Source organism: Natronorubrum aibiense (assembly GCF_009392895.1).
Taxonomy (GTDB): domain Archaea; phylum Halobacteriota; class Halobacteria; order Halobacteriales; family Natrialbaceae; genus Natronorubrum; species Natronorubrum aibiense.
In genome coordinates this window covers 1,440,344-1,462,785 of record NZ_CP045488.1, presented here as the reverse complement: position 1 = coordinate 1,462,785, position 22,442 = coordinate 1,440,344, and the positions used below count along the sequence as shown (strand labels likewise).

The following is a 22,442-nucleotide window of genomic DNA, read 5'->3' as shown; positions in this document are numbered from 1 at the left end:
ACTAATAATTATTTTTCCGTGACGAATTGAACTGTATATTCCCAATCAAAGTGATGAAAAGCAACAAAACGAATTCCAGATAGAGCGAAACTAAGAGGAATTCTGATTTTTCGGTTCCGTCAGTACAGCTATTTTACACTGCTTTTTCGGCGAGATGAGTGACGCTGCGTTTCATATATCCAATCCCAGGCGTTCCATCACGATACCAGACGATGAGCGCACCAAGAACGAGGCCGAGTTGAGCCCACTCATACCAGCCCATCGAGTACCGCAGGAAACCAGCGAGAATGCCATCCACTGATTCGTAGGCGGGTGGCTCGAGGAAAGGCCAGAACAGAAAAGTGAGTGCAGATCCGTCGGCTGTCAAAAGAGTAGCTGGAGGGATATCCGCGAGCAGGTGAGAGACGTGTCCGATGGCGAACGCAGTTCCGATATCGGATCGCTTGAACCGGAGCGCGACGAGATAGACAGCTGGCAACAATAACAGAGCGAAGAATACGGAATGGGTGAGCGTCCGTCCGCCAGGAAGAATATCGAAAGACCAAGCGAACGGCTTATCGATCAGATCTGGAAATTGAGACCCGATCGCTAAGACGATCACCGGCAGCGCTCGTGGGCGTTGGTCAGTGCGTTGCTGGTACATCGAATATACCAAGTACGCGACAGCGAGGTGTCCCCAGGGCCACATTGCCTCTGGGTTTCAGAGATGGTCGTAAAGGTGCTTCGTTCGGTGGTTCCTTTTGATGGTTTCCGTTCTCTCGAGGGGTAAGACCGGTCTCGAGATCAATCGGTCTTGAGATCAGGATCGATGTGAGATCATCCGTGGGCAGCTGTCGTTGCCAAGAGAGATCCTCGAGTCGTCTTCGAGAGTGACTGCCGAAGACCGCTCGAGTACTATCCGGCCGCCGGTGACTGGGTGGCGTGAGTCTCCCCACTGATGCGAGTTTCAATGAAGGCAAACAACGAGTCAAGGCCAATCGCTAAGAGTGCGCCAGGAATCGCGCCAGCGAGCAGTTGGGGGGTATTGAACAGCGAGATCCCGGTAATGACCCAGACGCCGAGACCGCCGCCACCAATAAAGAACGCGAGATAAGCAGTCCCAACACTGAGGACTGCACTCGTTCGGATTCCGGCGAAGATGACGGGTACGGCCAGTGGAAGTTTGATCCTTCGCAGTATTTGATTCTCTGTCATACCCATCCCGCGGGCAGCTTCGACCGTGCTCTCGTCGACGTTTTCGAGACCAGCAACTGTATTTGTCAAGATGGGTAGTAATGCGTAAGTGAATAGCCCAACCAGCGAGGGGAGAAAGCCCAGTCCGAGCAGTGGGAAGACCAGAGCGATAATGGCAAGCGTCGGCACTGTCTGTGCGACATTACCTGTTCCCATTATGATGGATTTTGTCCAGTCGTGACGCTCAGCAAGGATGCCAAGCGGTACTGCAACGGCAACTGCAAGCGCCACCGCGACGAGGACGAGCGTTAGGTGTTCTCCGAGGAGGCGGAGGAACTCGTCAAAGTGATTGATGAGATACTGGCCGGACTCAATAAGCGTATTAATCGGTGACATTACTGATCGCCACCTCTCTTAGACTGGTGAGCACGGATATCTGACTCCGTAATGACGCCAACGAGATTGCCGTCGCGGACGACTGGAAGCGATGTGGTGTCGACTTGAATCATTCGAGAGAGTGCAATATCGACTGTATCTGTCGGCGTGACGTAGTGGTCACCCGTTCCGTCTGCGAGAACAAGTTCATCACCCATCTCCGTAGATTCGGCGACAGCAACCGAGTCAGTGATATCGACCTCTGGGTCTTCACGTGCCGCTACATGGTCTTGCATGATATCGCCGACAGCGGTAATCTGCAGCTCTTTGAGCGTGCGGTCGGCACCAATGAACTCCTCGACGAAGTCGTTGGCAGGTTCTCTGATAATTTCTGTGGGTGGCCCATACTGGGCGAGTTCACCCATGTCGAAGATGGCGATCTTGTCGCCCATTTTCAACGCCTCGTTGATATCGTGAGTGACAAAGAGAATCGTGGTGTCGATTCGCTCTTGAATTTCGAGGAATTCGTCTTGGAGTTCTTCGCGCGTGATTGGATCGAGAGCTCCAAACGGTTCATCCATCAGGATGACGTCTGGATTAGCTGCAAGTGCACGGGCCACACCGACTCGCTGTTGCTGGCCACCCGACAACGCAGTGGGATGTTGATCACGGTAGGTGCTTGCAGGCAGGTTCATCAACTCGAGCAACTCATCAATACGATCATCGATGCGGTCTTGTTCCCAGCCTTTGAGTTCGGGGACCGTTGCGATGTTTTCCCCAACAGTCATGTGGTCAAAGAGACCGATTTCCTGGATGACGTATCCGATATCCCGACGCAGGTCAACCTTGTCGAGTTTCTCGACATCAGTTCCATCGTAGTAGACCGTCCCTTCGGTGGCGTCTTGCATCCGATTAACGAGCGTCATCGTCGTGGTTTTTCCACAGCCGGAGGGACCAACGAAGACTGTCGTTGTCCCGCGCTCGACCTCAAAGCTGATATCTTCGACTGCAACCGTCTGGTCTGGATAGACCTTGGTGACGCCGTCAAACTCGATCATAGTGTCTGATTCCTCAGTCGTATCGGTGGTGTGCATGTCAGTCATGTTTGTAACCCTTGATGAGTCGAATGCCAAGCGTTGGTTCGATGTCTTCTCCATTTTGTAATCTGAACAGTTGCTCGAGAACACGGAACCCGTAATCAAACCCGAGAGCGAGCAGTGAGACGATGATCGTTGAGACGACGATTGCTGCCGGGTAGGCCTCACTGATACCGTTGAAGATGGGATTCCCGAGGTTATTCGCGCCAATGAAAGCTCCAATAGCAGCAATGCCGACGAGGATGACAACGGCGTTCCGAACCCCCGCCATGATGACGGGGATCGCCTGCGGGAGTTGCAGCCGCCAGAGTCGCTGTGTCTTCGTCATACCCATCCCTCGTCCAGCCTCGATGATCGCCTCGTCAACCTGCGTGAGTCCGAGGTAGGTGTTCCGAATGATAGGCAACTGGGCGTATAGTACGAGTGCAATAACAACAGGAATCTCACCAATCCCGACAAGCGGAATCAAGAGCCCGAATAGGGCGATACTCGGGACGGTCATCAACATACCCGCCGTCCAAAGGAGGATGCTTCCGAGGCGGTCATTGTAGGTTGCGACGATACCAAGGGGGACGCCGATAAGGAGTGCAAGCCACACCGAGTCGAGGACCACAATAATGTGGTTTATCAGCAACTCCCACAGGAGTTCCTGGTTCTTGGTGAAGTACTCAATAGATCCCTCAATGATAAGCGGGACCAGCAGGTCAGGCGACAGCATCAGACGATCCCCTCGCTCTGCAGATACTCTTTAGCAACCGTCTGTGGGTTCACCCTCTCGAGGGCAACGCGCTTGTTGAGTTTCCGCATTTGTTCGGTAGTGAGATTTTCGCTCGTTTCGTTCAGCGATGAACGTATCGACGGGTTAGTCTCGAGGGTCGCAGTTCCGACCATCGGTGCCGCATTGTAACTGGGGAAAAATTGCTGGTCATCATCCAGCACTTGAAGGTCAAACTGGAGGATCCGCGGATCAGTGTTGAACCCAACACCGATATCTGCTTCCTCATTGCCGACTACCTGATACAGGAGTCCGGAATCGATATTCTTGACATCGAGTCGCTGTTTGTGCGTATCAAGCCCATAGTGGTCAAGCAGCCCTGGCCAGCCATCCGAACGGCTTTGGAACTCGGCATTCAGAGCAACTGTGACGGTCTCTGAAGACTCCGTAAGATAGGATTCGAACTCAGAGAGCGACGTCACACCCGTCTCGTCAGCCCATGTCGGATTAGCCATAATGACGTAGGTGTTATCGAGCGGAGCGGGCTGTAGGAACGTTAGGTCGTGCTGGCTCTCGAATTCCTGCTTGACCGTTTCGTAGAGCTCTGTCGAGTCGCTAATGAACGAGTCCTGCTTCGGAGGGAGTGTTTGCCAAGCCGTACCTGTGTACTCCCAGTATAGCTGGATCTCATCGGAGAGTAGTGCACGATAGTTCGTCGTAGTGCCGCCGAGACCGACCTGATCACCAATATTGATATCCGTGTTTGCTTTGAGCACCTCGTATGCGAGGTAGCCTAGGACCTCCTGTTCGGTGAATTGCTTCGAGCCCACTTTCACCAAATCACCTTGCAATTGTGTCGCGAGCGTGAGGCACCCAGAAGTCCCCACAACACTAGCCGTTGCGGCAACACCACCTCCCCCTCTAAGCAGCTCACGCCGTGTGTGCTGATTTAGCATAGCAAAAACATCTGTAATAAAGACCCTAAGTATTGACCCATACTAATCAACTATTTATATGCAATGATGATTGATGAAGTTACGATCAAAACCCTACCTCGTCAAACGAACGCGCTACTCACTCGCTTCGCTCGTTTCTTGAGGATAATGCGGAATCGAAGGTTCCGCTGACCGTGCAAACGCGAAGTTGTGAGCAGAAAGGGACTCCGCGCTACCGATCCAGTTGAAACCAAAAAGCGGTCCAAATTAGCCGCTGCGACGGGAGAGTCGGACTGGATTCTGTTCTCGAGCAGTAGAAAGAGCGTCAGACAGTACCTCAGCCGAAGCCATCGGTATGCCATCGGTTGTCTGGGCAAGGATATCGCCACGTGGACCTGCGATTAGGCTCGCACCAGCGTGTTGACGTCCGGATTGTGAGCCACAGTGATTCGATCCGACAACGTAGCACGTCTGGTCGAGTGCGCGAGCACGACAGAGGAGGCGCCAGTCACGAGCGAACGACTGGCGCCATGCTGCACTCACAGCAATGATATCACAATCAGCCTCACTGTAAGCAAGCGCGAGTTCGGGGAAGTTTAGATCGTAGCATAGCAACAGGCCAACCCGTCCGATCGGCGTCTCAACTGTTGTCGGTCCGCTCCCTGCTCTGAAATGATCGGCCTCTGTGCCCCACAGTCGTTGCTTTCGGTACGTGGCTTTGACACCGTCTGACGAGACATACACAAGCGAGTTGTAGATATCCCCGCTGGCAGCCTCTGGAAGACCGACAATGAGATCAATATCAGTTTCACGTGCAATCGTACACACGCGATCGGTCACTGGACCTGGAACCGCTGTCTTCGTCGACTGAACATGGTCGACATCATAGCCAGTAATACAGAGTTCTGGGAAGACCGCAAACTCGACTGCAGCAGGGAGGTCAGCTGTGAGTTGCGCGATGCGGTTGAGATTCGCATCGATATCCCCGACTGTTGGTTCGAACTGACAGGCTGCGATGCGTGGTCGTGTCATTGGTTGAGATTTCCTCTCTCTAGATGGTACATGTACATCGTTCGACCAGTTATGGACCTAAACATTCACACGCACAATGCAAGGGCTTATATTCAACAAGTCGACCGGCATCAACCACCTGTTTGAGCTATCCGCCGAATTCGTGGGTTTTCTTCTGGTTCTCATTTGACATCCTCCACGCCGTAAACGACGTGGAATCCCGACCGCCGTTGAGATATTACGGTTTACAGTCCACGACCTGTTCTCGCGGGGCGAAACGGCCCTCGTTACGATCGAACAGATGGACTGAAGGCTGTGCCAACCAGCCGTTACTCCTATCCTCAGAAGGACTCGGAGTTACTTTTCGGCGGATGTTCTCCGCACCGTTCACGTCCGCGTTCGCCACCGTATCACACTCCTCACAAACGTACAACCCGCGTTCAACACGCTGGTTGCCGTCCTTCGTTCCGCAGGCCGAACACGTCTTTGAGGTATCGCGTTCGGACTCCACCGTTACGTCGATCCCTTCGGCTTCCGCCTTGTACTCGAGTATCGACGTCAAGCGGTCAAACGCCCACCCGTGAAGGTCGAGATTTCCGTGTTTGCCCCAGTTGCGGGACTCGCCGTTCTCGTCGTCTCGGATACCGCCGAGGTCACCGATGACGATCGTCCCGACACCCCTCTCGACGCACTCCGAAACGATGTGTTTTGAGAGGGTGTGCAAGAAGTGGGTTCGGCGTTCCGTGCGCTTACGGTCCAACCGAAGCCGCTCGTTCGACCGGCTGTCGTCGCACTTCGCTTTCTTTCGTCCGAAGTAGTATTCGTCCTCTTTCAGCGCGTTTCCGGGGAAGAGGAGTGATTCACCACCGAACGAAAGCGCGGCAACGTTCGAGATGCCGAGGTCGATCCCGGCAGTTTCGTCTCCCGGTGGTTCGGGATCAATCGACTTTCGGCAGATGAAGTGGAGTCGCCACTCGTCGTACTTGTGGACGGCCCGAACCTGTTGGATGTCCCACTCGGAGAGGTCTACGTCAGGACGCAGCTCGTACTCGCACAGCACGAAGTCCGAGCGGTGTTCCTTCAGGTTCCGTCCTTTCGAGAGGCGAACGCGGTTGAACTGTGCATCCTGCTTGAAGCCAGCCGCTTTGAACGACACAGTAGAACGCGGGTGGGAATCACCGCGCTTGCGGTAGCCGGGCGGTCGGGCACGGCTATCGCCGTTCCGACGCTTTGCGAACCAGCCGTTGAACGCTTCAGCGAGTTCTTCGAGAACGCGCTGACTGGATTGAGAATGAAGGTCCGTGTAGCGTTCGTGACCTTTGAGTTCGGATTTGAGTTCCCCGTCATCGGGGATCTCGCCCGTTTCGTCCCACTGCTCTTGTGCGTAGTAGCGACCGACGTTCCAGAGCTTCGATGCAGCCCGTCCGAGTTGATCGAGGTCGTCACTCACCTGCCGTGGGTTCGTGATCGACGCCTCGAATGTTCGGTGGGTTCGCATCGGATTCTGGACTCATAACCAGTTATGAAACCCGAGAACATAATAGATCCGATTCAGTATAGAATATCCGGCCATGCAACAGGCGGTGGATTGTTGCATCAATTGACGGCGCGTATCCACGCCCTGAAGGGCGTGGTATTGCGCCTGTTCAGCGTATAAATACCCGATACAAGTTCGACCGGAGACTTACCCAATTGGTACTGTTTAGCGTTATCGTACCAATGTCAGGACAGCAAACTACTCACTCGACAGCGTCGGACCAAACCAGTCCCACGCTTATCGATTGTGACATCCACCAGAAATGGGCGGATCCACAAGAACTCGTCGAGTACCTCCCGAAGCAGTATCGAGATCGCGGCGTGCAGGCACCCGATATCCTGTATGACAACGTCGCAGAATTCTCACGTCGTGACGCGGTGCCGGACGATGGAGGGCCAGCAGGATCGAGCGTCGAGAAAATGAAAACTCATCACCTCGAGGAATTTGGCGTCGATTACGCCATTTTGACGGGGAACTCCTATCTCAATCTCACTGCCCTTCCAAACCGTGACTACGCGGCTGAGCTTGCAATAGCGAACAACAAGTGGGTTATTGACAACTGGCTCTCGGAGGGAGGACCATTCGTCGGATCACTGCTCGCTGCACCGCAGAAACCGAATCGGATGGCAGAAATGATTCGCGAGCTGGGAGATCACCCACGCGTCGTCCAGGTCGTGATGCCAATGGCGTCGCAGCTCCCCTATGGTCACGAACACTACTGGCCGATGTACGAAGCCGCCGAGGAGATGGGCCTCCCTATCGCGATGCACCCGTACACGGAGGGTCACGGTGTTACCCGTCCGCCAACCGGAGCGGGCCATCCAAACACGTACTTCGAGTGGCACACACTCCTTGGCACGTATGCGATGGGACAGCTCGTGAGTCTCGTTGCGGAGGGCGTCCTCGCAAAGTTCCCCGATCTCAGCTTCGTCGTCATCGAAGGTGGCCTCAGCTGGGTACCACACTTCCTCTGGCGGATGGATAAAAATTGGAAAGCACTCCGAGCGCAGGTTCCCTATCTGCAAAAGCCACCGAGCGAATACATTCGTGATCAGGTGCGCTTTACCACCCAGCCGATTGAGGAACCAAACAATCCCGAACACCTCCTCCAGATTCTGGAGATGATGCACGCAAAGGACACAGTGATGTTCGCCAGTGACTACCCCCACTGGGATACGGATTCACCACTGTATGCGCTTCCCCCAATGCCAGACGAACTGGAACAAGCAGTGATGGCTGGCAACGCACAGGAATTGTACGGACTCCCAGACGATCCCGAGAGCCTTCCGACGGACAGGACGTGATTCAATGAATAACCGATTCGAAATCTGCTCGACCGACGAACTGCCACCCGGCGATCGCACCATCGTCGAACTGAATGGCCACTCGATTGGCGTATTTAACGTCGATGGGGAGTATTATGCGCTCAAGAACGACTGTCCACATCAGCGGGCGCCACTATGTCAGGGCAAGGTAACTGGGACAACATCGGCAACGGAACCAGGCTGTGTCAAATGGGAAGACGACGGTCATATCTTGCGCTGTCCGTGGCACGGCTGGGAGTTCGACATCGAGACGGGTGAATCTGTTTTCAACCCACACAAGGTTCGTGCTCGATCATTCGAAACAGAAGTCGAACCCTCTCGTGATGACGCGTCGTCGGTGGACACTGATGGTGGCTGTGATTGTGGGGCTGCCATTGAGGGTGACGAGCCTCCAGTCGACACCTACACCGTTGACGTGGAGGATCAACAGGTTGTCGTCTACCTCTGATGAGCACATACCAAGCGGCGGAGTTCGTCCAGTCAGCAACACTCACTGATACACCAGAGGAGGTGACAGAACAGGTACGAACTCGCGTCCTCGATACGCTTGCGGCGATAACAGCGGGTTATCGACAGGAGGGTGTCGACATCGCTCGAGAATATGCGACAACACACTGCAACGGTCAGTCGTCACTTCCGAGAGCAAGCCTTCTAGACGGATCAAACACGACAATCGCGGCCGAAGGTGCAGCACTCGCCAACGGCGTCGCAGCGAACGCTCTCGATATCGACGATGGACACCGCGAGGTCAAAGGGCATCCAGCCGCTGTTGTCGTGCCACCAGCACTCGCCGCTGCAGAGGCGGTCGACGCATCGATTGGAGAGTTTCTCGATGCCGTCTTCATCGGGTACGAACTCGCGGTCCGCACTGGACTGGCAATCCACGCCACTGATGACGTCTATACGGGAACCGGATCCTGGGGTGCGCTTGGAGCTGCTGCGGCGGTTTCCCGACTACTTGACCTCAAGCAAGAACAGACGGCGCACGCACTCAGTGTTGCCGAGTACCATGCTCCACGGACACCGATCATGCGTGGTGTCGAAAATCCCGCGATGACAAAAGACGGTGTTGGATGGAGTGCTCATACAGGGTATGTCGCCGCACAACTTGCCGCTGCTGGCTTTACTGGGTCCAAGACAATATTCGACGTAAGCGATGCTCTCGAGACACTCGGAGATCGCTTCCACGTGACGAGAGGATATCTCAAGCCATATCCATGCTGTCGATGGGCGCAACCTGGGGTGGAAGCTGTCCTCACATTGACTGACGAGCAGAGCATTCCTCCCGAACACGTCGAGACGATTCGTGTTTCGACATTTGAGGAGGCGACGCACTTACGGACTCGCACACCCGCGAGTCCAGAAGAAGCCCAGTACTCATACCCATATCCAGTCGCAGCCGCACTCGTTCGGGGTCAATTTACACAAACCGAACACACGACAGCGGTGCGAACTGATCCAGAGGTGCTTGCCCTTACCGAGCGTGTCGATCTCGTTGTCGACGACGATATAGATGCTCGCTTCCCCAGCGAATGTCTGGCTCGTGTCGATATCGAGACGCCTAGCAAAACATACTCATCACCAGTGACGCGCGCACGCGGCTCCCGTGAAAGCCCGCTTTCCAAGACAGCACAACTGCAGAAAGCCCGACGACTTGTCGTTCCAACTCTCTCATCGACAGTTGTCTCCGACAGCGTCGAACAGCTTACCGATCCGTCTGTGCCCGTCTCGAGATTGACTACACTGTGGTAGCGGCCTTTCTACAGATTTCAAGGCAGAGTGCCTCGGGGCTTGACCCCGAGGCAATTCACCGGAGATAGAGGGGTTTTTACGACCGATTCACCACAATGTGAACCATGCTCACAGCAAAGGTATGCGTCCAATACAAAGGGGACTGGACTGCAGAATTAGTGGGGCACCGTATTTTCGGTGAGTTCATCGCCTCCACGTTTCGGAACAACCGGTACATTGGCATGCTCGCAATCGAGGCACGCGACTGCGAGGCTGTCCTCGAGACGATTCGGGCGTACGACTCTGTTACCGCTGTCGACGTTGTCGAGCGCTACGAGACATCGGAGGGACGTGAAGCGGTGACCATCCTTCTCCGCGAACGGCTCACAGAGGTGACGCCGCTACAGGCGCTCATGTACGAGGGGTATCTTCCTATTGGGCCGACGCAGTTGGCCGACGGGTGTGAGTGCTTCGACTTGCTGTTGAGCAATCGGAACGAACTTACCGAGGCAATCGAGTTTCTGTCGGACTTCGGCAGCGTCACTGTCGAACGTATTACCCAGGACTTCCGGCGCGAAGTGATGCCGAGTCGAGCAGAGTGGCAGGAATTGCTCTCATCGATTCCCCAACGGCAACGTGAGTTTCTCAACACGGCAGCCGAACGAGGCTACTTCGAGATCCCACGTGAGGTGACACTTGAAGAGATCGCCGACGAGATGGAAATTACAAAAACGACGGCGTCGAATCATCTGCGGAAAGTTGAGCGTCGACTCGTCGAATTCATCCTCCCGTATGTCAACTTAGCTGTTCAGAACAGCTGAATGACTCTCCAATGGCAAAGTGCCAATGATAGTCCGTAATTGGACTACATATCTGAAACTCTCGCCGCTCGGGATACCTCCGTGTTTACGCGGAGGATGTCGAAACGTCGTTAGCGAAAGAGATCAATCTCGTCTCGTGTCTAAAGATAGAGATATCTATCCTGACTGTCAGACCGTCAGTCGTTCCGTGTCTTCGACCGGCGTTGATTCCCTGGTGGTTTGACTCCGCAATTGTCTCTATCTCTTTTGGTTTCTTCAGTAAAACTGCCATGTTCTCGTGGGAACTCGTGGAGGTCTTCATCATAGACGTACACCATATCGTTTGAACCTCCTTGAGCCATGGGCTGACTCGACGCCGGTGTCGTCTCACCAGGATTATCACGCCCTTCCGGCTCCCGCAATCCGAACTTTTCTCTCGTCTCTTCCTCAATCTCGTCGGAGAGGTCCATCCCGAGAGACAAACTTTCCAACAGTCGGTTCTTGACGTTTTCCGTGATCAGGTCACGAGCTTCTTGTTCATCTCCGTTCGCGAAGAGTTCGAGTGCCTCCTGCTCGAGATTTTTTCGCTCAGCGAGCAGCCCCTGTTCGAAGCCCTCTATCGCACCGGTCACGTCGGAATAGAACTCTTCAGGGTGTTCGGCAGTGAAATAGAGATGAGACTATTAGAGTTTGAACTATAATAGTTTGTCCTCTAAAATCAAAGCACATACGTAGTCGCGATCCGTAGTGGAGATATGGATGAGTTCGTCAACCGGATATCGGAACTCGAGCGCCTGCAAACGCTCTACAAGAGTGATTTTGCCGAACTCGCGATCGTCTACGGTCGCCGGCAGATCGGAAAAAGTGAACTCGTCCGTCAGTCGGTCCGTGACAGAGATGATGCCGTATACTATCAGGCCGTCCAGGGGACGCCAACGACGCAGTTAGCACGCTTCGTCGACACTGCTGAAAAGACGTATCCAAGCATTGCAACCGTCAAAGAAGAGTGGGAACTACTTCTCAAACATCTCGTTGAGAAGGATGCGATCATCATAATCGACGAATTTCCGTATCTCATCGACTCAGATGAGAGCCTTCCCTCGATTATCCAACACCTGTGGGATACGGGTGTCGGCGATAGTCAGGCAACACTCGTTCTCACTGGCTCTGCGATCGGTATGATGCATACCTACGTTCTTGATGGCGGGGCACCGCTCTATGGCCGCGTCTCCCAGACGCCAAATGGCCGGATAGAACTCACACAACTGCCGTTTGAGACGCTCCAAGAGTTCGTCCCTACGTATGATCCCGAAGAGCGCGTCTTCACGTACGGTGTCTTTGGCGGAACGCCGCGATATCTCAAGCCAATCGATCCAACAGCAACGCTTGGCGAGAATATCACACGGCTGCTCTGTGACCCTGACGGACCACTCCACACCGAACCGGAAACCGTTCTGCAGATGGAACTCACCGAGGTAGATACATACTTCTCCGTGTTGGAATCGATTGCGAGCGGGAACCGGAGTCGAAACGAGATCGCGCAGGGGGCCGGAATCGAAAGTACGAACACGTCGTACTACTTCGATCGGCTCGAGACGCTCCGAATTATCGAGAAACATCATCCGGCGCTGTCTGACCCAACGCGAAGTAAACGAACCCGGTATCAGATCCGAGATCCCGTCTTTCGATTTTACTTTCGGTATCTATACGGCCGAAGCGGTCAGTACGAACTCTACGGTGAGAACGCGTACGAAGATCTCATCGAGCCAGAGTTACCCGATTTCGTAAGTCCAACATTCGAGTCACTCTGCCATAATGCCCTTCCGGACCTCTATACAGAGTACAGGCTCACACGGATGCCAACGCAGTGGTGGTACAAGGGTCATGAGATCGATATTGTGGCACCAACGGACGACGGGGTACTGCTCGTCGGTGAGGCCAAGTTTACGAACTCCCCACTCGGATACAACGTCTTCACCCGTCTCGAAGACACAGTAGATACCATCGATTGGAGACCCGAAACGGGTACCGATCCGACATACGAATACGCGTTATTCAGCCGGTCTGGGTTTAAGCCATCCGTCAAAGAAGCCGCCGAAAATCGCGATGATCTTCGACTCTTCACGCTTTCAGACGTCGTCAACACACTCGAATCAGATCCCGATCAGAATAAGCGATAACGCCAGCAACGGGTCTGGCAAGGACGCAGAACGTGCAAGTGAGAGCATCGATCTCGACTCGTCAGAGTGGTCGGCCATGAGTGGTCTGCGTCACTTCTGAATCGTGGCTACGCCGGTACGCTATTCGATTTTCGAGGACGGGAGTGAATCGCGTAAGCTCTGTGCCCGCTTGTAGTCTCAACCAATAGTTTAGAGCGGATATAGTTATCCAGGACTGGCCTTATGATCTAACTGACGGGGGAAGATCACTGTCGTTGCCCACGGTGTCCATCTACGAGACATCGAAACCACCCACCCCGTCGACGGTAGAGATCGTCCCAACGTCGCATCCGATCTCTACGTACCCCTACCCGTTTCGCTGACACACCACCACTGAGTAGGAAAGGCACCAACGCCAGCCGGGGGGCTGGCCTTTTTTGAGGAACGGATACGACTCGAGCACACGATATTGAGTTGTTTGAACGAATCACCCGAACACAGACCGGAGCAACTCGTATGTTCGACTGTCGGCTTCGAGAGATTGACGGCCACGGCGCAATCGAGTGTGCCGAAGGCTTCGGACGCGTACATTCAGTATAGCAGACTGTTCTATGACTGCAATTTGATTTAATGACGAACATAGTTTACTGGATATAATCGTGTACAGCCTGGTATGGAGAATCTGCTCGCAAGCGATCTTCAACACAAATCCGTCGTCGGCATCGACGGCAGCGAGGTCGGGGTAGTACACAATGTCACGATGCGCGTCAAATCGGGTACACTTGAGAATCTCGTCGTTGACCCCCACGGGCGATTCTCGAGTCAGTCGGCGGGTTTCGAAATGACCGACGACGATCGACTCCTCATTCCCATCAGTTGCATCCAGGATATCAGAGACCACATCATTATCAGCGAATGAACGCTCCCACCCGACTGCGTGCCTGACGATTCGGGCGGAAAAGAAGCCTCCGTCGGAAGCTATGAGAACTACAGCATACTAGGCACACTGGCGATCACCGCTTCTCGAGTACGGGACCAAATTACTATGGGGCAATAGCAAAGCAGATAGATCCCTGAGTCACTTGTACTTGGATAACTTTAGTGAATGCCAGGGCTGTGGATTCGTTCTACAGGCGATGAGCGATGCTGAACCCGACCCATTACACTGGGATTCGTGCCCTGACTGCGGTGGTCTTGATTTCTCCCTCCTTGATACGTAAGTTCTCGATACTGAGCGATTCTCCTTCCGCACGATTGGCTACCAGCTCGTGCCACAGTCGTGCTGTGTATCTGGCACGACTTCCTCAAATGAACGCTCACCCGACTGCGTACTTGCTGATTTGGGTGAGTGGAGAAGAAGTCTCCGTCGGAATGCATGAAAACTAGTCAGAATCGGCGTCGGCGTAGTACTCGACATCGAGATCGGGGATCTTTTTGAAATCACTGTCTCGAGTCAGTAATGCCGCGCCGGACTCACGTACAACACCCGCAATCATGATATCCTGTTCGTTGATCGTATTGCCATCTGCCAGAAATTTAGCTCTGACCAGCGCCGATTCTCGAGTTGCAGGTTCGGTGAACGGCACAGGATCAACTAAATCGAGAGCTTCGGTAGTCTCCTCAAGTTGATCCTTCCCACCGGCCCATGCTGCATGCCGGTATATCTCGTACAGCACCGGTGTCGGTGCACCGAATGCCCCATCCGAGTTCGAGTTGAGATATTCGACAGCGTCCTCGTGGTGATCACACGTTGGCTGAAGCAGATCGACGAGAAAGCTACTGTCCAAAAATCTCACGCTGTCGCTCCTCGAGTACGTGACCGTGATCAACGGGAACGACGGTGAGACACGAGAGTTCGGAGATATGTATGTCAGTGCACGGCCAGTAATCTTAATTGTCCGTACTCGAATCACCTATTCGGCGGGGAACAGTGATTCAATCTTGACCCAGAGAATCTAACAAATGAGGACATTTGTGAACTCCTCGCTACTGATCGAGATCAAGCGTCAATAGCCAGCAGATCTCGATCGCCCATCCGACAAACACACCAGCATTGGATGGGGTGCTTCAACGTCGGTCCACTACCGACGTTCTTCTTAAATTATCGTTAGAATACATTACACTCACTCTTAATGGAAAAATAGCTGTAGCTGACTTACACCTATTGAGAACGTTCGCTACAGCTTACTATTAATATATTGTCGGTAGCGCAGACACAATGTCGACACAACACGACGAGCGACAACGACTCAGCCGACGATCGTATCTCGGGACGGCCGGCGCTGCAGTTGTCGGTGCGGCTGCAATGGGAACAGCATCAGCGTCCACATCGGACTCCGAATCAGAGACCGTCACCGTCTCCGAAGGCGAGCGCAAAGTCGTCGAGGTCGGTGATTCCGAGACGCTCGAGAACGTCCGTTTTGACGTGACAGCATCCGGTGCGGGCGTGACCATCATCGCAACGGGCACCGACTGGACGATCCGAAACGTCGCTGTCGAGGGAGAGGTCGATATGGGCAATCACACGGTCCTCGGTGTCGCCGACACCGGTGGCGGCACATCGTGTATTGAAAACGTATGGCTTGGTGATGGGGCCGTGTATGAGGAGAAAGGTGCGACCGGGCTCTGGGTCGATCCGAATCACAATGGGCACCTCGAGATCGAACGCGTCAACATCCAGGAGATGAGTGACAACGCCTTCTACTGTTCAGCACCCGGTGCCGACCACGGCAGTGGTGGGACAGTCGCCATCCGTGACTGCTATGCGGCGAACAGTTGGATCTCTCAGTACCGACTCGCCGAGGGCACCCTCGAGAACAGCGTTGCATCTGTTACTGATGATCGGCAGTATCGCAAAGGCCGCGGTATCTGGGCGTGGTCGCCCGGCCCAGTGGACGTCAAAGACTGTCATCTCGATATGAATGGCCACCACTACTCGTTCGTCGCCGGGGCGAACGGCGACGGGAGTCAGATCAACGTCTCCGGGACGGAGTGGGATGATGAGTTCTACGGCGGGTGGCGGACCATCGGTGATGGAACTGTGAATTTCGAGGATGGAAACGGGAACGAGCCCGAGAATTTTGTCCCCGAAGGGTGTCCGACATCGGCCGATGAGGCAGTTGGGACGACGGACGAGGACACGGAGGATGATGCGGACGAAGACCCATCGCTCGACGACTACCGAAGTGGCGAGTCCGATGGGGTCGGAACTGACGGTCTGCAAGAGGCGTTTTCTGACTGGCAGAGCGGCCGTATCGGTCTCGGGTTAATGGCGATGGTTTTCGGCTCGTGGCTTAGTGCTTGAGCCAGTTGTTCGAGTCTGTGAGTCATCTCGAGGTCCAGTCTCGCCCTCAAGAGAACAGTTGTATTAGTACGCGTGGCAGTTCACTCGATATCGACGCCCCAGGCGCCATGTTCGGCGGTCACATTCGTCGCTGTCTCCCCGTCGTACCCGTCGAACTCGGCAAACGTTCCTGTTTGCTGCTGAATGACCTGAATACGAATACATCCATCATCCTCGATTTGCCAGCGAAGGTGATCACCATCATCGATCTCGAGTTCACGGCGAATTCGAGCGGGAATATTCGCCTGGGTTCCCGAAACCGTGCTTTCGGCACTGATGTGATCATCACTCATAGTCGAAAGGTATCGCTCTATCGTGAAAAGGATGGTATGGAACTCTACTAGTATTCGGACTGTTCGGCGAGAAACAGAGACACCATGCTGCTCTCGAGTCCGGTGCAAACAATGCTCGAGACAGCCCGTGGGCACCTGTCGTCTCTAGTCTCACCACCGAGGCCGCCTGCGTTGACTGCCGAGACTGCTCGAGGAGGGATACCCACGATTACCCAACCCACTAACCAATCGCGTTCGTCATGTTGAGGGGCTAGTATCCTGAGGTGGGGTGCTCTCTCGAGGAGGAAGGTTTCAAACATCACACGATGATCGCGAGAAGGTTATGATAGGTTCGCACCGCTGTGAGTATCAACTTCGGAGCATCCATTCGGCAAGTCCATCCGTCTTGAGGGATAGATCTGCCGTATGTCCAACGTTCGTCAACAACCCCGCGCACGGTGGCGCGGGGCTTGTCAGTGTTCTCGGCCTCTAACTCGGTACTGAGTACGGGATAAAACCCCGATTCGGCTTCACCGTCCCTGACTTCAGGGCGAGTTGACTGTCGCCCGTCCGTCGCGAGTCGTTTAGCCCGCGACGGACAAACCGCCACCCAACGTTCTTCGCCGCATTATAATCCGCGTGCAGTATTTTCCCACACTTTCCACACTCAAAGTGAGCCTGTGACGTTCGATTCCCACGACTTGTGTGACCGCACTCCGAACACCGCTGACTCGTGTACGACGCATCCACAAACTCGATACGAATACCGAGTGCTTCCGCTTTGTACGTCACGAACGAGATGAGCTTTCGGTGCGCCCACTGGTGGAACTTTTCGCGTCGGCATCCGGTCACGAATGTACGCTAAGTCCTCGAACACGATGTGACTACACTCGTGTTCCACGGCCTCATCGATAATTTCGTTCGAGACGCGGTGCAGTTTGTCCGCGAGTAGCGTTCTTCGCGGTTTTCTCGACCAACGATGGTTCGATGTGCTGACTGTTCCAGTGTTGAGGTCGCCACGGACTTGCTCGAATTGGTCGTGGTCGTGAACCAGTTTCTTCCCTGACTCGAAGTGTGCAGTGCTGGTAACGGCGAGGTTTTCGATTCCGAGGTCTACTCCGAGAACTGTTCTGTCCTCGGCAGGAGACGCTTGTTCATCGAACGGATTCGGTTTGCGGAACCCGAGGTGTAAGAAGTATTCACCGTCACGAGCAGTGAGCGTGCTTTCTGTGACGCTCCACTCGTCATCGCTCAGGAATTGGTACTGGTAGCCGTCTTCATCTTCTGGGAGGACGAGTTCACACCGGACTCGGCTCTCTACGGTTGTGAGTGAGACTGTGTTGTCGTCGAAGAGCGTCAGTGTGTTCGCATCGTATTTGATGGTTGGGCTGGTGAACTCTGGGCAAGAGACTTTTCGGCCTTTGTCTTTGAGTTCGTTGACGCCTGTGAGTGCGCTTGCGGCTTGGTGAGTGGCGAGTATCGCGTGTTGACTTCCGAGACGCGTTTCTTCGCGTACGTTGTCGTAGGCGAGTTGTTGGAGTCCGTATTTGGAGTCCTCGTTTTCTCTCCATCCGATTTGAGAGGCGAGGGTGGCTCCGTGTTGCCAGTCGCTAATCGTGGCTTCGAGCAAGTCGGATTGCTCGTCGCTCACACGAAGGCGAGTGATGGCTGTACGTCTCAGGTAGTCGTCCACTCTATCTTCAAAAAAGTAGAGAGGTTACTTACTGGTTTTTATCTGGTCTGTTGTCGGCTTCCTCCCCGGGCATGGTGGCCCGGGGAATCCGCCTTGCTACCAGTTTGAATAGTCGATAGGGAAGTGTTGCAGTTTCGCCTGCTATCTCGCTTGCTTCGAAGCCGTGGACCTCATCGCTTGCGGCAGACGCTGAATGAAAATTCCCGAGGCCTGTTATAGAAATTCCCGCAACTGCTGCACTGGTTCCAAGAAATCGGCGACGTGAGATATTATCATTCATATTATAGTATCATAGTATCTAGGTTTTATTTTATCTTAACTGACTAGCTGGTCGTCAACTGCCCCTTCTGATAGTACGAATTCTCTGGGAAACCCCTTAAATGATATTGGATCAACACTAACGGATTGTCGCTACTCGAGATCGGCAACATGCGAGGCGTCACCCGTGAACCAGATGACGCCGATCACGACCCCAGTTCTCCAGAAGCAGCAAAATAATTCTGTCCTTGACGGCGAGGAGGAGGTCACTCTTCCCAGACCTGGACTGTCGGCACACCACAGTTCGAGCAGACAAGCGCGTTGTTTCCTTTATAGATGTCTCGCTCGAGTGTGCCGTTGTCACAGAATTCACAGTGACGCTTCTCAAGCGTTCCAAATAGGCGCTCCGACTGTAGCGAACGAGTTGTGGAAGAGGTCATCAGGTAGAAGAGAATTTTAGGGCAACCTAATTGTTTTGAAATCAGATCCTCCGATGTCCATCGACCGTGAATTTTGAGAGTGGGTACGGGAACGAGCCCGAAAATTTCGTCCCCGAGGGATGTCCAACGTCGGCCGATGAGGCAGTTGGGACAACGGACGATGGCACAGAGAAGGATGCGGATGACGACCCGTCGTTCGAGACTACCGGAGTGGTGAGTCCGATCAAGTCGGAACTGACGGCCTGTAAGGGGCGTTCGCGGACTGGCAGAGCGACCGTATCGGGCTCGTGTTGCTGGCGATGATTTTCGGCTCGTGGCATAGTGCCTGAGCCAGTTGTTCGAGTTTGTGAGTCGCCTCGAGGTCCAGTCTCGCCCTCAAAGAGCGAACGACGTCGGCCATGAGGGAGCTCACTTCGGGTCGTACGGATCTGTTGCAGCGTTGAGTCGATAGACGTCGTCAGCAGCATCAAAATCGTCATCAAACGCATAGAGGTAGCCGAGTCCCTCGGTTTGCATGTACGCGATGATACATGCATCAACGAACGACAACGGTTTGTGCTGTCTGAATAGCGCCTTCCCTGTCGCGAGGGCGTCCATATTGAGTGACTCGATGTGGAAGCGAGCATTTTCCTCAATTCGGTCGAGAAGGTCGACAGCCGCATCGTGCCCGGCATGAGTAGTAAGGCCGTTGAGTGTTTCTGCGAGGACGTAATCGAGGACGACTGCTTCTGGGAGCGATCCACTGTCAATTCCCTGTACAATTGGAAGCGCATCGTCATGTGCGCTGTCTCGGCGATATGCTGCTGCAAAGAGAACAGTCGTATCAATCAGTGCGCGTGGCATCTATTTCTATTCGGTGTCGACGCCCCAAGCGTCATGTTCGGCGGTCACATCCGTCGCCGTCTCTCCGTCGTACCCATCGAACTCGGCAAACGTTCCTGTTTGCTGCTGAATGACGTCAACACGAATACTCCCATCATCTTCGATTTGCCAACGAAGATGATCACCATCATCGATCTCGAGTTCACGGCGAATTCGAGCGGGAATATTAGCCTGGTTTCCCGAGACCTTGCTTTCGGCGTTGGTGTGGTCGCTGCTCATAGTCAACAGATAGAACCCCATCCTGAAAAAGATAGTGTGCCGTTACACTATCTCTGAGACAGTTCGGCGAGGAGAGAGTGAGAATCTTGCCAGAACCATCATACAGGCGCCAAAAAGCAGACATAACGTCCTCCACTCGAGTCCAGTGCGAACGATGTCGAGGCGGTCCGTGGACACCTGTCGTCTCTAGTCTCATCACTGAGGGCGTCTCCTGTGTTGACTGCCGAGACTGCTCGAGGAGGGATACCCACGACTACTCAACCCACTAGCCACCCGCGGTCGTCGTGTCGAGGGGGTGTCGTCCTAAGACGTGTGTGCTCTCTCGAGGGTGGGTTCTAGGTGCTGTCCATGGCTATCTGCGGACGCCAGCTGTCTCCGGAGGCTCGTCAGTGTGACTCGAGCCGCGGGTTTTGCCCGGAATCTCGGCATCTTCGGAGAGGACGAGTCGGCGTTCAGTGTACTTGAGCCCGTTCTTGCGCTGGGTGCGTTTGCGGACCGCGAGTCGGTTGTTGGAGAACTCGAGGGCGGCGTCGATAACCCGGGAGACAAGCTTCTTTGCGTAGGTCTCGCTCGTGCCGGGTTCTTGTCTGCGGATCCAGTGTTTCAGGTCGCTTGCGGTGACGTACTCTTGGATGGACTTGCAGCCGGTTTTCCAGGGATCGTCGCCGACGCTCGAGTCGGTTCTGGCCTGCCAGAGTTTTGCGGCGAGTCGCGTCGGGAGGGCGTTCGTGGTGGCCCGGCGCATGTCCTCGTCCATACGGGCAAGTTGCTGGATTGGGAGCAGGTCACCGTGGGCGAGCGTGGTGTTGTTTCGATCGAGTGGATCATCTTGGTCCGGGAGGCGGTAATAGGCGTGGCCGTCGTCTTTGGTTATCTTCTCGAGTCTGCCGTCGGGGACGTTGATCGCGTGTTCGTCGATGTGCTCGGCACGGAGGTGGGCCCCTTTCTCGAGTTCGCGCGCCTGCAGTTCCTCGAGGCGGGCTTTGGTGGCACCTGTTCGGTTGCGGGTTGCCTGTGTGAGTGCGTCGAGGCGCTCGAGGTCGGTTTCGGTCGTGTCGAGTCGGGTCTCGAGTTCGGTCGTGTGGGTCTCGAGAGTATCCATTTTGGATTCGAGGGAGTTCGTTTGGGACTCGAGGTCGGTGAGTTGGGACTCGAGCGTCTCGACCTCGTTCTCGAGATCCGTGACGCGGGTTTGCAGGCGGTTGTTGTCTGCTCGGAGCGTGCGGAGTTCGTCGACGAACGTCTCGAGGAGTGCGAGGAGCTCGGGTGTGGCGTCCGTCTCGAGGTCCTCGGGACACGTTTCGAGTGTGTCGGGATCGAGGGTCGGCTCACTCATCGGTCTCACCAGCCTTGTCGGTGGTCTCTGGAGTGTCCGGGCTGTCGGTCTGCGTGGCGTTCGGGTCGTCGGGTGTCGTGACTGACTTGCGTGCCTCGGCGTTCCGTCGGCGCAGCGCTTCGAACTCCGCCTCGAAGGGACCGGTGATCACCGTGGTCGCGCCAGTTTGTGACGGGCCGCTCCACTCGTCCGCCTCGGGAAGGTGGCGTCGCAGATACCCGAGTTCCGCCCGCAGCTCGCGGCAGTGGCGTTTGGCCGCTCGGCGGGTGTCCCGCTCGAGGTCGTCGTCGGTGGTGACCGTCTCGAGGAGGTTGGTGGTGTGGGTGTCGAGGGCCTCGAGGAGCGGTCGGTAGTTCGTCGTCGGCTGTGCGTGCCGGTCGGGAGTTTTACTATCCCGTGAGTCGTCGTTTGGCATGGCTTCCGTAGTGTGGTTACGGGAGCTAGCGTGGGTCGGTGCGTCACCACCAGCCCACACGTTTTACGGACAAGGCGATATCCGTGATCCCGTTGTCGACTATTAATTTCTATACCAACAAAAAATATGCTTTAGCTCTCTTTGGAGAGCTATTAGTTATTTAAAAATGCCCTAAGAGTTGTTATAGCGATGTATACGCTCACTTTCATAGAACTCTGTCGAGCATAGTTACAGCAATGCGAAAGCGTGCTGACTGGATGACGCGAGCTGACGACGAGATTCTCGAGTTTCTTGATTCGCAGGGTGCTGGCACTCCCAAGTTGATCGCTAACGAAATCGATCGCAACAACAATTACATCGGTGTTCGATGTCGAAAGCTCTCCTCGTATGGCCTAGTTGACCGTCCATCGCGAGGATTCTACGTAATCACTGATCGAGGAACAGCATACCTGGAAGGGGATCTCGATGCGAGTGCTCTCGAAAGTGATGAAAACTGATTGGAAGCTTCCCAAGAGTACAACATTTCGAAAGCCCCGCCGCGCTCGAGGGCTGCGACTCGCTGCGCTCCTCGCTTCACTACGGTGCTTGCCTGTCTCGCATCTCGAGTCCGTCGCCCCTTTTAGTCCCTCCCACGTGAGTTGATCGGATAAGTACTGAAAGAGCTATATGACATGGCACAATCAGTACATTCATATCCGTTAATGGATCTGATTATTCCATACGAAT

Annotated in this window: 23 protein-coding genes and 1 pseudogene; 7 read left to right on the top strand and 17 right to left on the bottom strand. The window is 54.6% G+C overall.

Features of this window, described 5'->3' with window-relative positions:
- Positions 1-133 precede the first annotated feature (133 nt).
- From GCU68_RS07200 to GCU68_RS07170, 7 genes are all read right to left on the bottom strand, one after another.
- Complete coding sequence (locus GCU68_RS07200; protein WP_152940240.1) at positions 134-688, bottom strand: metal-dependent hydrolase; 555 nt, start codon at positions 686-688, stop codon at positions 134-136.
- Between the two features lie 206 nt (positions 689-894).
- Entirely contained in the window at positions 895-1,569 is a 675-nt protein-coding gene (locus tag GCU68_RS07195) for an ABC transporter permease (protein WP_152940238.1), read from the bottom strand.
- A complete protein-coding gene (locus GCU68_RS07190) occupies positions 1,569-2,606 on the bottom strand; it encodes an ABC transporter ATP-binding protein (protein WP_193565084.1) in 1,038 nt (345 codons plus the stop codon). The genes GCU68_RS07195 and GCU68_RS07190 overlap by 1 nt, the downstream gene beginning before the upstream one ends.
- 37 nt (positions 2,607-2,643) lie before the next feature.
- A complete protein-coding gene (locus tag GCU68_RS07185) occupies positions 2,644-3,363 on the bottom strand; it encodes an ABC transporter permease (protein WP_152940236.1) in 720 nt (239 codons plus the stop codon).
- Entirely contained in the window at positions 3,363-4,190 is an 828-nt protein-coding gene (locus GCU68_RS07180) for a glycine betaine ABC transporter substrate-binding protein (RefSeq protein ID WP_227014963.1), read from the bottom strand. The genes GCU68_RS07185 and GCU68_RS07180 overlap by 1 nt, the downstream gene beginning before the upstream one ends.
- A 372-nt stretch (positions 4,191-4,562) precedes the next feature.
- A complete protein-coding gene (locus GCU68_RS07175; protein WP_152940233.1) occupies positions 4,563-5,327 on the bottom strand; it encodes a carbon-nitrogen hydrolase family protein in 765 nt (254 codons plus the stop codon).
- 217 nt (positions 5,328-5,544) lie between these two features.
- The gene (locus GCU68_RS07170) at positions 5,545-6,804 is read right to left on the bottom strand and encodes an RNA-guided endonuclease InsQ/TnpB family protein (RefSeq protein ID WP_152940231.1); all 1,260 of its coding nucleotides are present in this window, start codon (positions 6,802-6,804) and stop codon (positions 5,545-5,547) included.
- A gap of 221 nt (positions 6,805-7,025) precedes the next feature.
- Between GCU68_RS07170 and GCU68_RS07165 the strand changes: the two genes are divergently transcribed.
- The 4 genes from GCU68_RS07165 (at position 7,026) to GCU68_RS07150 (ending at position 10,720) form a co-directional block, all read left to right on the top strand.
- Positions 7,026-8,147 (top strand): amidohydrolase family protein, encoded by a 1,122-nt coding sequence (locus tag GCU68_RS07165; RefSeq protein ID WP_152940229.1) that lies wholly within the window; start codon positions 7,026-7,028, stop codon positions 8,145-8,147.
- Positions 8,148-8,151: 4 nt separating this feature from the next.
- A complete protein-coding gene (locus GCU68_RS07160) occupies positions 8,152-8,616 on the top strand; it encodes a Rieske (2Fe-2S) protein (protein WP_152940227.1) in 465 nt (154 codons plus the stop codon).
- Entirely contained in the window at positions 8,616-9,920 is a 1,305-nt protein-coding gene (locus GCU68_RS07155) for an MmgE/PrpD family protein (RefSeq protein WP_152940225.1), read from the top strand. Before GCU68_RS07160 ends, GCU68_RS07155 begins: the two co-directional genes overlap by 1 nt.
- A 158-nt stretch (positions 9,921-10,078) precedes the next feature.
- Complete coding sequence (locus GCU68_RS07150; RefSeq protein ID WP_227014962.1) at positions 10,079-10,720, top strand: helix-turn-helix domain-containing protein; 642 nt, start codon at positions 10,079-10,081, stop codon at positions 10,718-10,720.
- A gap of 176 nt (positions 10,721-10,896) precedes the next feature.
- Here GCU68_RS07150 and GCU68_RS07145 read toward each other — a convergent pair whose 3' ends face one another.
- Positions 10,897-11,331 (bottom strand): hypothetical protein, encoded by a 435-nt coding sequence (locus GCU68_RS07145; protein ID WP_152940221.1) that lies wholly within the window; start codon positions 11,329-11,331, stop codon positions 10,897-10,899.
- Between the two features lie 123 nt (positions 11,332-11,454).
- Here GCU68_RS07145 and GCU68_RS07140 point away from each other — a divergent pair, with 123 nt between their 5' ends.
- A complete protein-coding gene (locus GCU68_RS07140) occupies positions 11,455-12,879 on the top strand; it encodes an ATP-binding protein (RefSeq protein WP_152940219.1) in 1,425 nt (474 codons plus the stop codon).
- A gap of 652 nt (positions 12,880-13,531) precedes the next feature.
- Complete coding sequence (locus tag GCU68_RS07135) at positions 13,532-13,777, top strand: PRC-barrel domain-containing protein (RefSeq protein ID WP_152940217.1); 246 nt, start codon at positions 13,532-13,534, stop codon at positions 13,775-13,777.
- A gap of 463 nt (positions 13,778-14,240) precedes the next feature.
- Here the strand turns inward: GCU68_RS07135 and GCU68_RS07130 are convergent, their stop codons facing one another.
- Positions 14,241-14,687: a PIN domain-containing protein gene (locus GCU68_RS07130; protein ID WP_161991501.1), complete on the bottom strand. Its 447-nt coding sequence runs from the start codon at positions 14,685-14,687 to the stop codon at positions 14,241-14,243.
- Positions 14,688-15,076: 389 nt separating this feature from the next.
- Here GCU68_RS07130 and GCU68_RS07125 point away from each other — a divergent pair, with 389 nt between their 5' ends.
- Positions 15,077-16,162 carry a hypothetical protein gene (locus tag GCU68_RS07125; RefSeq protein WP_152940213.1) on the top strand — a complete coding sequence of 362 codons (1,086 nt, stop codon included), beginning with the start codon at positions 15,077-15,079 and terminating at the stop codon, positions 16,160-16,162.
- An 80-nt stretch (positions 16,163-16,242) separates the two neighbouring features.
- Here GCU68_RS07125 and GCU68_RS07120 read toward each other — a convergent pair whose 3' ends face one another.
- From GCU68_RS07120 to GCU68_RS07095, 8 genes and pseudogenes are all read right to left on the bottom strand, one after another.
- Entirely contained in the window at positions 16,243-16,494 is a 252-nt protein-coding gene (locus GCU68_RS07120; RefSeq protein ID WP_152940211.1) for an AbrB/MazE/SpoVT family DNA-binding domain-containing protein, read from the bottom strand.
- Between the two features lie 445 nt (positions 16,495-16,939).
- Positions 16,940-18,166: pseudogene (locus tag GCU68_RS07115) on the bottom strand (RNA-guided endonuclease InsQ/TnpB family protein); the annotation flags it as partial.
- Positions 18,167-18,194: 28 nt separating this feature from the next.
- Positions 18,195-18,446, bottom strand: coding sequence for a hypothetical protein (locus tag GCU68_RS21055; protein WP_161991500.1), 252 nt, complete (start codon positions 18,444-18,446; stop codon positions 18,195-18,197).
- Between the two features lie 244 nt (positions 18,447-18,690).
- The gene (locus GCU68_RS22045) at positions 18,691-18,864 is read right to left on the bottom strand and encodes an HVO_A0556 family zinc finger protein (RefSeq protein WP_319633695.1); all 174 of its coding nucleotides are present in this window, start codon (positions 18,862-18,864) and stop codon (positions 18,691-18,693) included.
- A 408-nt stretch (positions 18,865-19,272) separates the two neighbouring features.
- Positions 19,273-19,707 carry a PIN domain-containing protein gene (locus GCU68_RS07110; protein WP_006066856.1) on the bottom strand — a complete coding sequence of 145 codons (435 nt, stop codon included), beginning with the start codon at positions 19,705-19,707 and terminating at the stop codon, positions 19,273-19,275.
- Between the two features lie 6 nt (positions 19,708-19,713).
- Positions 19,714-19,965, bottom strand: coding sequence for an AbrB/MazE/SpoVT family DNA-binding domain-containing protein (locus GCU68_RS07105; RefSeq protein WP_152940209.1), 252 nt, complete (start codon positions 19,963-19,965; stop codon positions 19,714-19,716).
- Between the two features lie 352 nt (positions 19,966-20,317).
- A complete protein-coding gene (locus GCU68_RS07100) occupies positions 20,318-21,301 on the bottom strand; it encodes a hypothetical protein (RefSeq protein ID WP_152940207.1) in 984 nt (327 codons plus the stop codon).
- On the bottom strand, positions 21,294-21,716 hold the full coding sequence (locus GCU68_RS07095; protein WP_152940205.1) for a hypothetical protein: 423 nt from the start codon (positions 21,714-21,716) through the stop codon (positions 21,294-21,296). Before GCU68_RS07095 ends, GCU68_RS07100 begins: the two co-directional genes overlap by 8 nt.
- Positions 21,717-22,442 lie beyond the last annotated feature (726 nt).

Bases quoted from the DNA above. Each gene is read 5' to 3' on its own strand.
- GCU68_RS07200 (WP_152940240.1), bottom strand. From the start codon at position 688: ATGTGGCCCTGGGGACACCTCGCTGTCGCGTACTTGGTATATTCGATG.
- GCU68_RS07195 (WP_152940238.1), bottom strand. From the start codon at position 1,569: ATGTCACCGATTAATACGCTTATTGAGTCCGGCCAGTATCTCATCAAT.
- GCU68_RS07190 (WP_193565084.1), bottom strand. From the start codon at position 2,606: ATGATCGAGTTTGACGGCGTCACCAAGGTCTATCCAGACCAGACGGTT.
- GCU68_RS07185 (WP_152940236.1), bottom strand. From the start codon at position 3,363: ATGCTGTCGCCTGACCTGCTGGTCCCGCTTATCATTGAGGGATCTATT.
- GCU68_RS07175 (WP_152940233.1), bottom strand. From the start codon at position 5,327: ATGACACGACCACGCATCGCAGCCTGTCAGTTCGAACCAACAGTCGGG.
- GCU68_RS07170 (WP_152940231.1), bottom strand. From the start codon at position 6,804: ATGCGAACCCACCGAACATTCGAGGCGTCGATCACGAACCCACGGCAG.
- GCU68_RS07165 (WP_152940229.1), top strand. From the start codon at position 7,026: ATGTCAGGACAGCAAACTACTCACTCGACAGCGTCGGACCAAACCAGT.
- GCU68_RS07160 (WP_152940227.1), top strand. From the start codon at position 8,152: ATGAATAACCGATTCGAAATCTGCTCGACCGACGAACTGCCACCCGGC.
- GCU68_RS07155 (WP_152940225.1), top strand. From the start codon at position 8,616: ATGAGCACATACCAAGCGGCGGAGTTCGTCCAGTCAGCAACACTCACT.
- GCU68_RS07140 (WP_152940219.1), top strand. From the start codon at position 11,455: ATGGATGAGTTCGTCAACCGGATATCGGAACTCGAGCGCCTGCAAACG.
- GCU68_RS07135 (WP_152940217.1), top strand. From the start codon at position 13,532: ATGGAGAATCTGCTCGCAAGCGATCTTCAACACAAATCCGTCGTCGGC.
- GCU68_RS07125 (WP_152940213.1), top strand. From the start codon at position 15,077: ATGTCGACACAACACGACGAGCGACAACGACTCAGCCGACGATCGTAT.
- GCU68_RS07120 (WP_152940211.1), bottom strand. From the start codon at position 16,494: ATGAGTGATGATCACATCAGTGCCGAAAGCACGGTTTCGGGAACCCAG.
- GCU68_RS21055 (WP_161991500.1), bottom strand. From the start codon at position 18,446: ATGAATGATAATATCTCACGTCGCCGATTTCTTGGAACCAGTGCAGCA.
- GCU68_RS22045 (WP_319633695.1), bottom strand. From the start codon at position 18,864: ATGACCTCTTCCACAACTCGTTCGCTACAGTCGGAGCGCCTATTTGGA.
- GCU68_RS07110 (WP_006066856.1), bottom strand. From the start codon at position 19,707: ATGCCACGCGCACTGATTGATACGACTGTTCTCTTTGCAGCAGCATAT.
- GCU68_RS07105 (WP_152940209.1), bottom strand. From the start codon at position 19,965: ATGAGCAGCGACCACACCAACGCCGAAAGCAAGGTCTCGGGAAACCAG.
- GCU68_RS07100 (WP_152940207.1), bottom strand. From the start codon at position 21,301: ATGAGTGAGCCGACCCTCGATCCCGACACACTCGAAACGTGTCCCGAG.
- GCU68_RS07095 (WP_152940205.1), bottom strand. From the start codon at position 21,716: ATGCCAAACGACGACTCACGGGATAGTAAAACTCCCGACCGGCACGCA.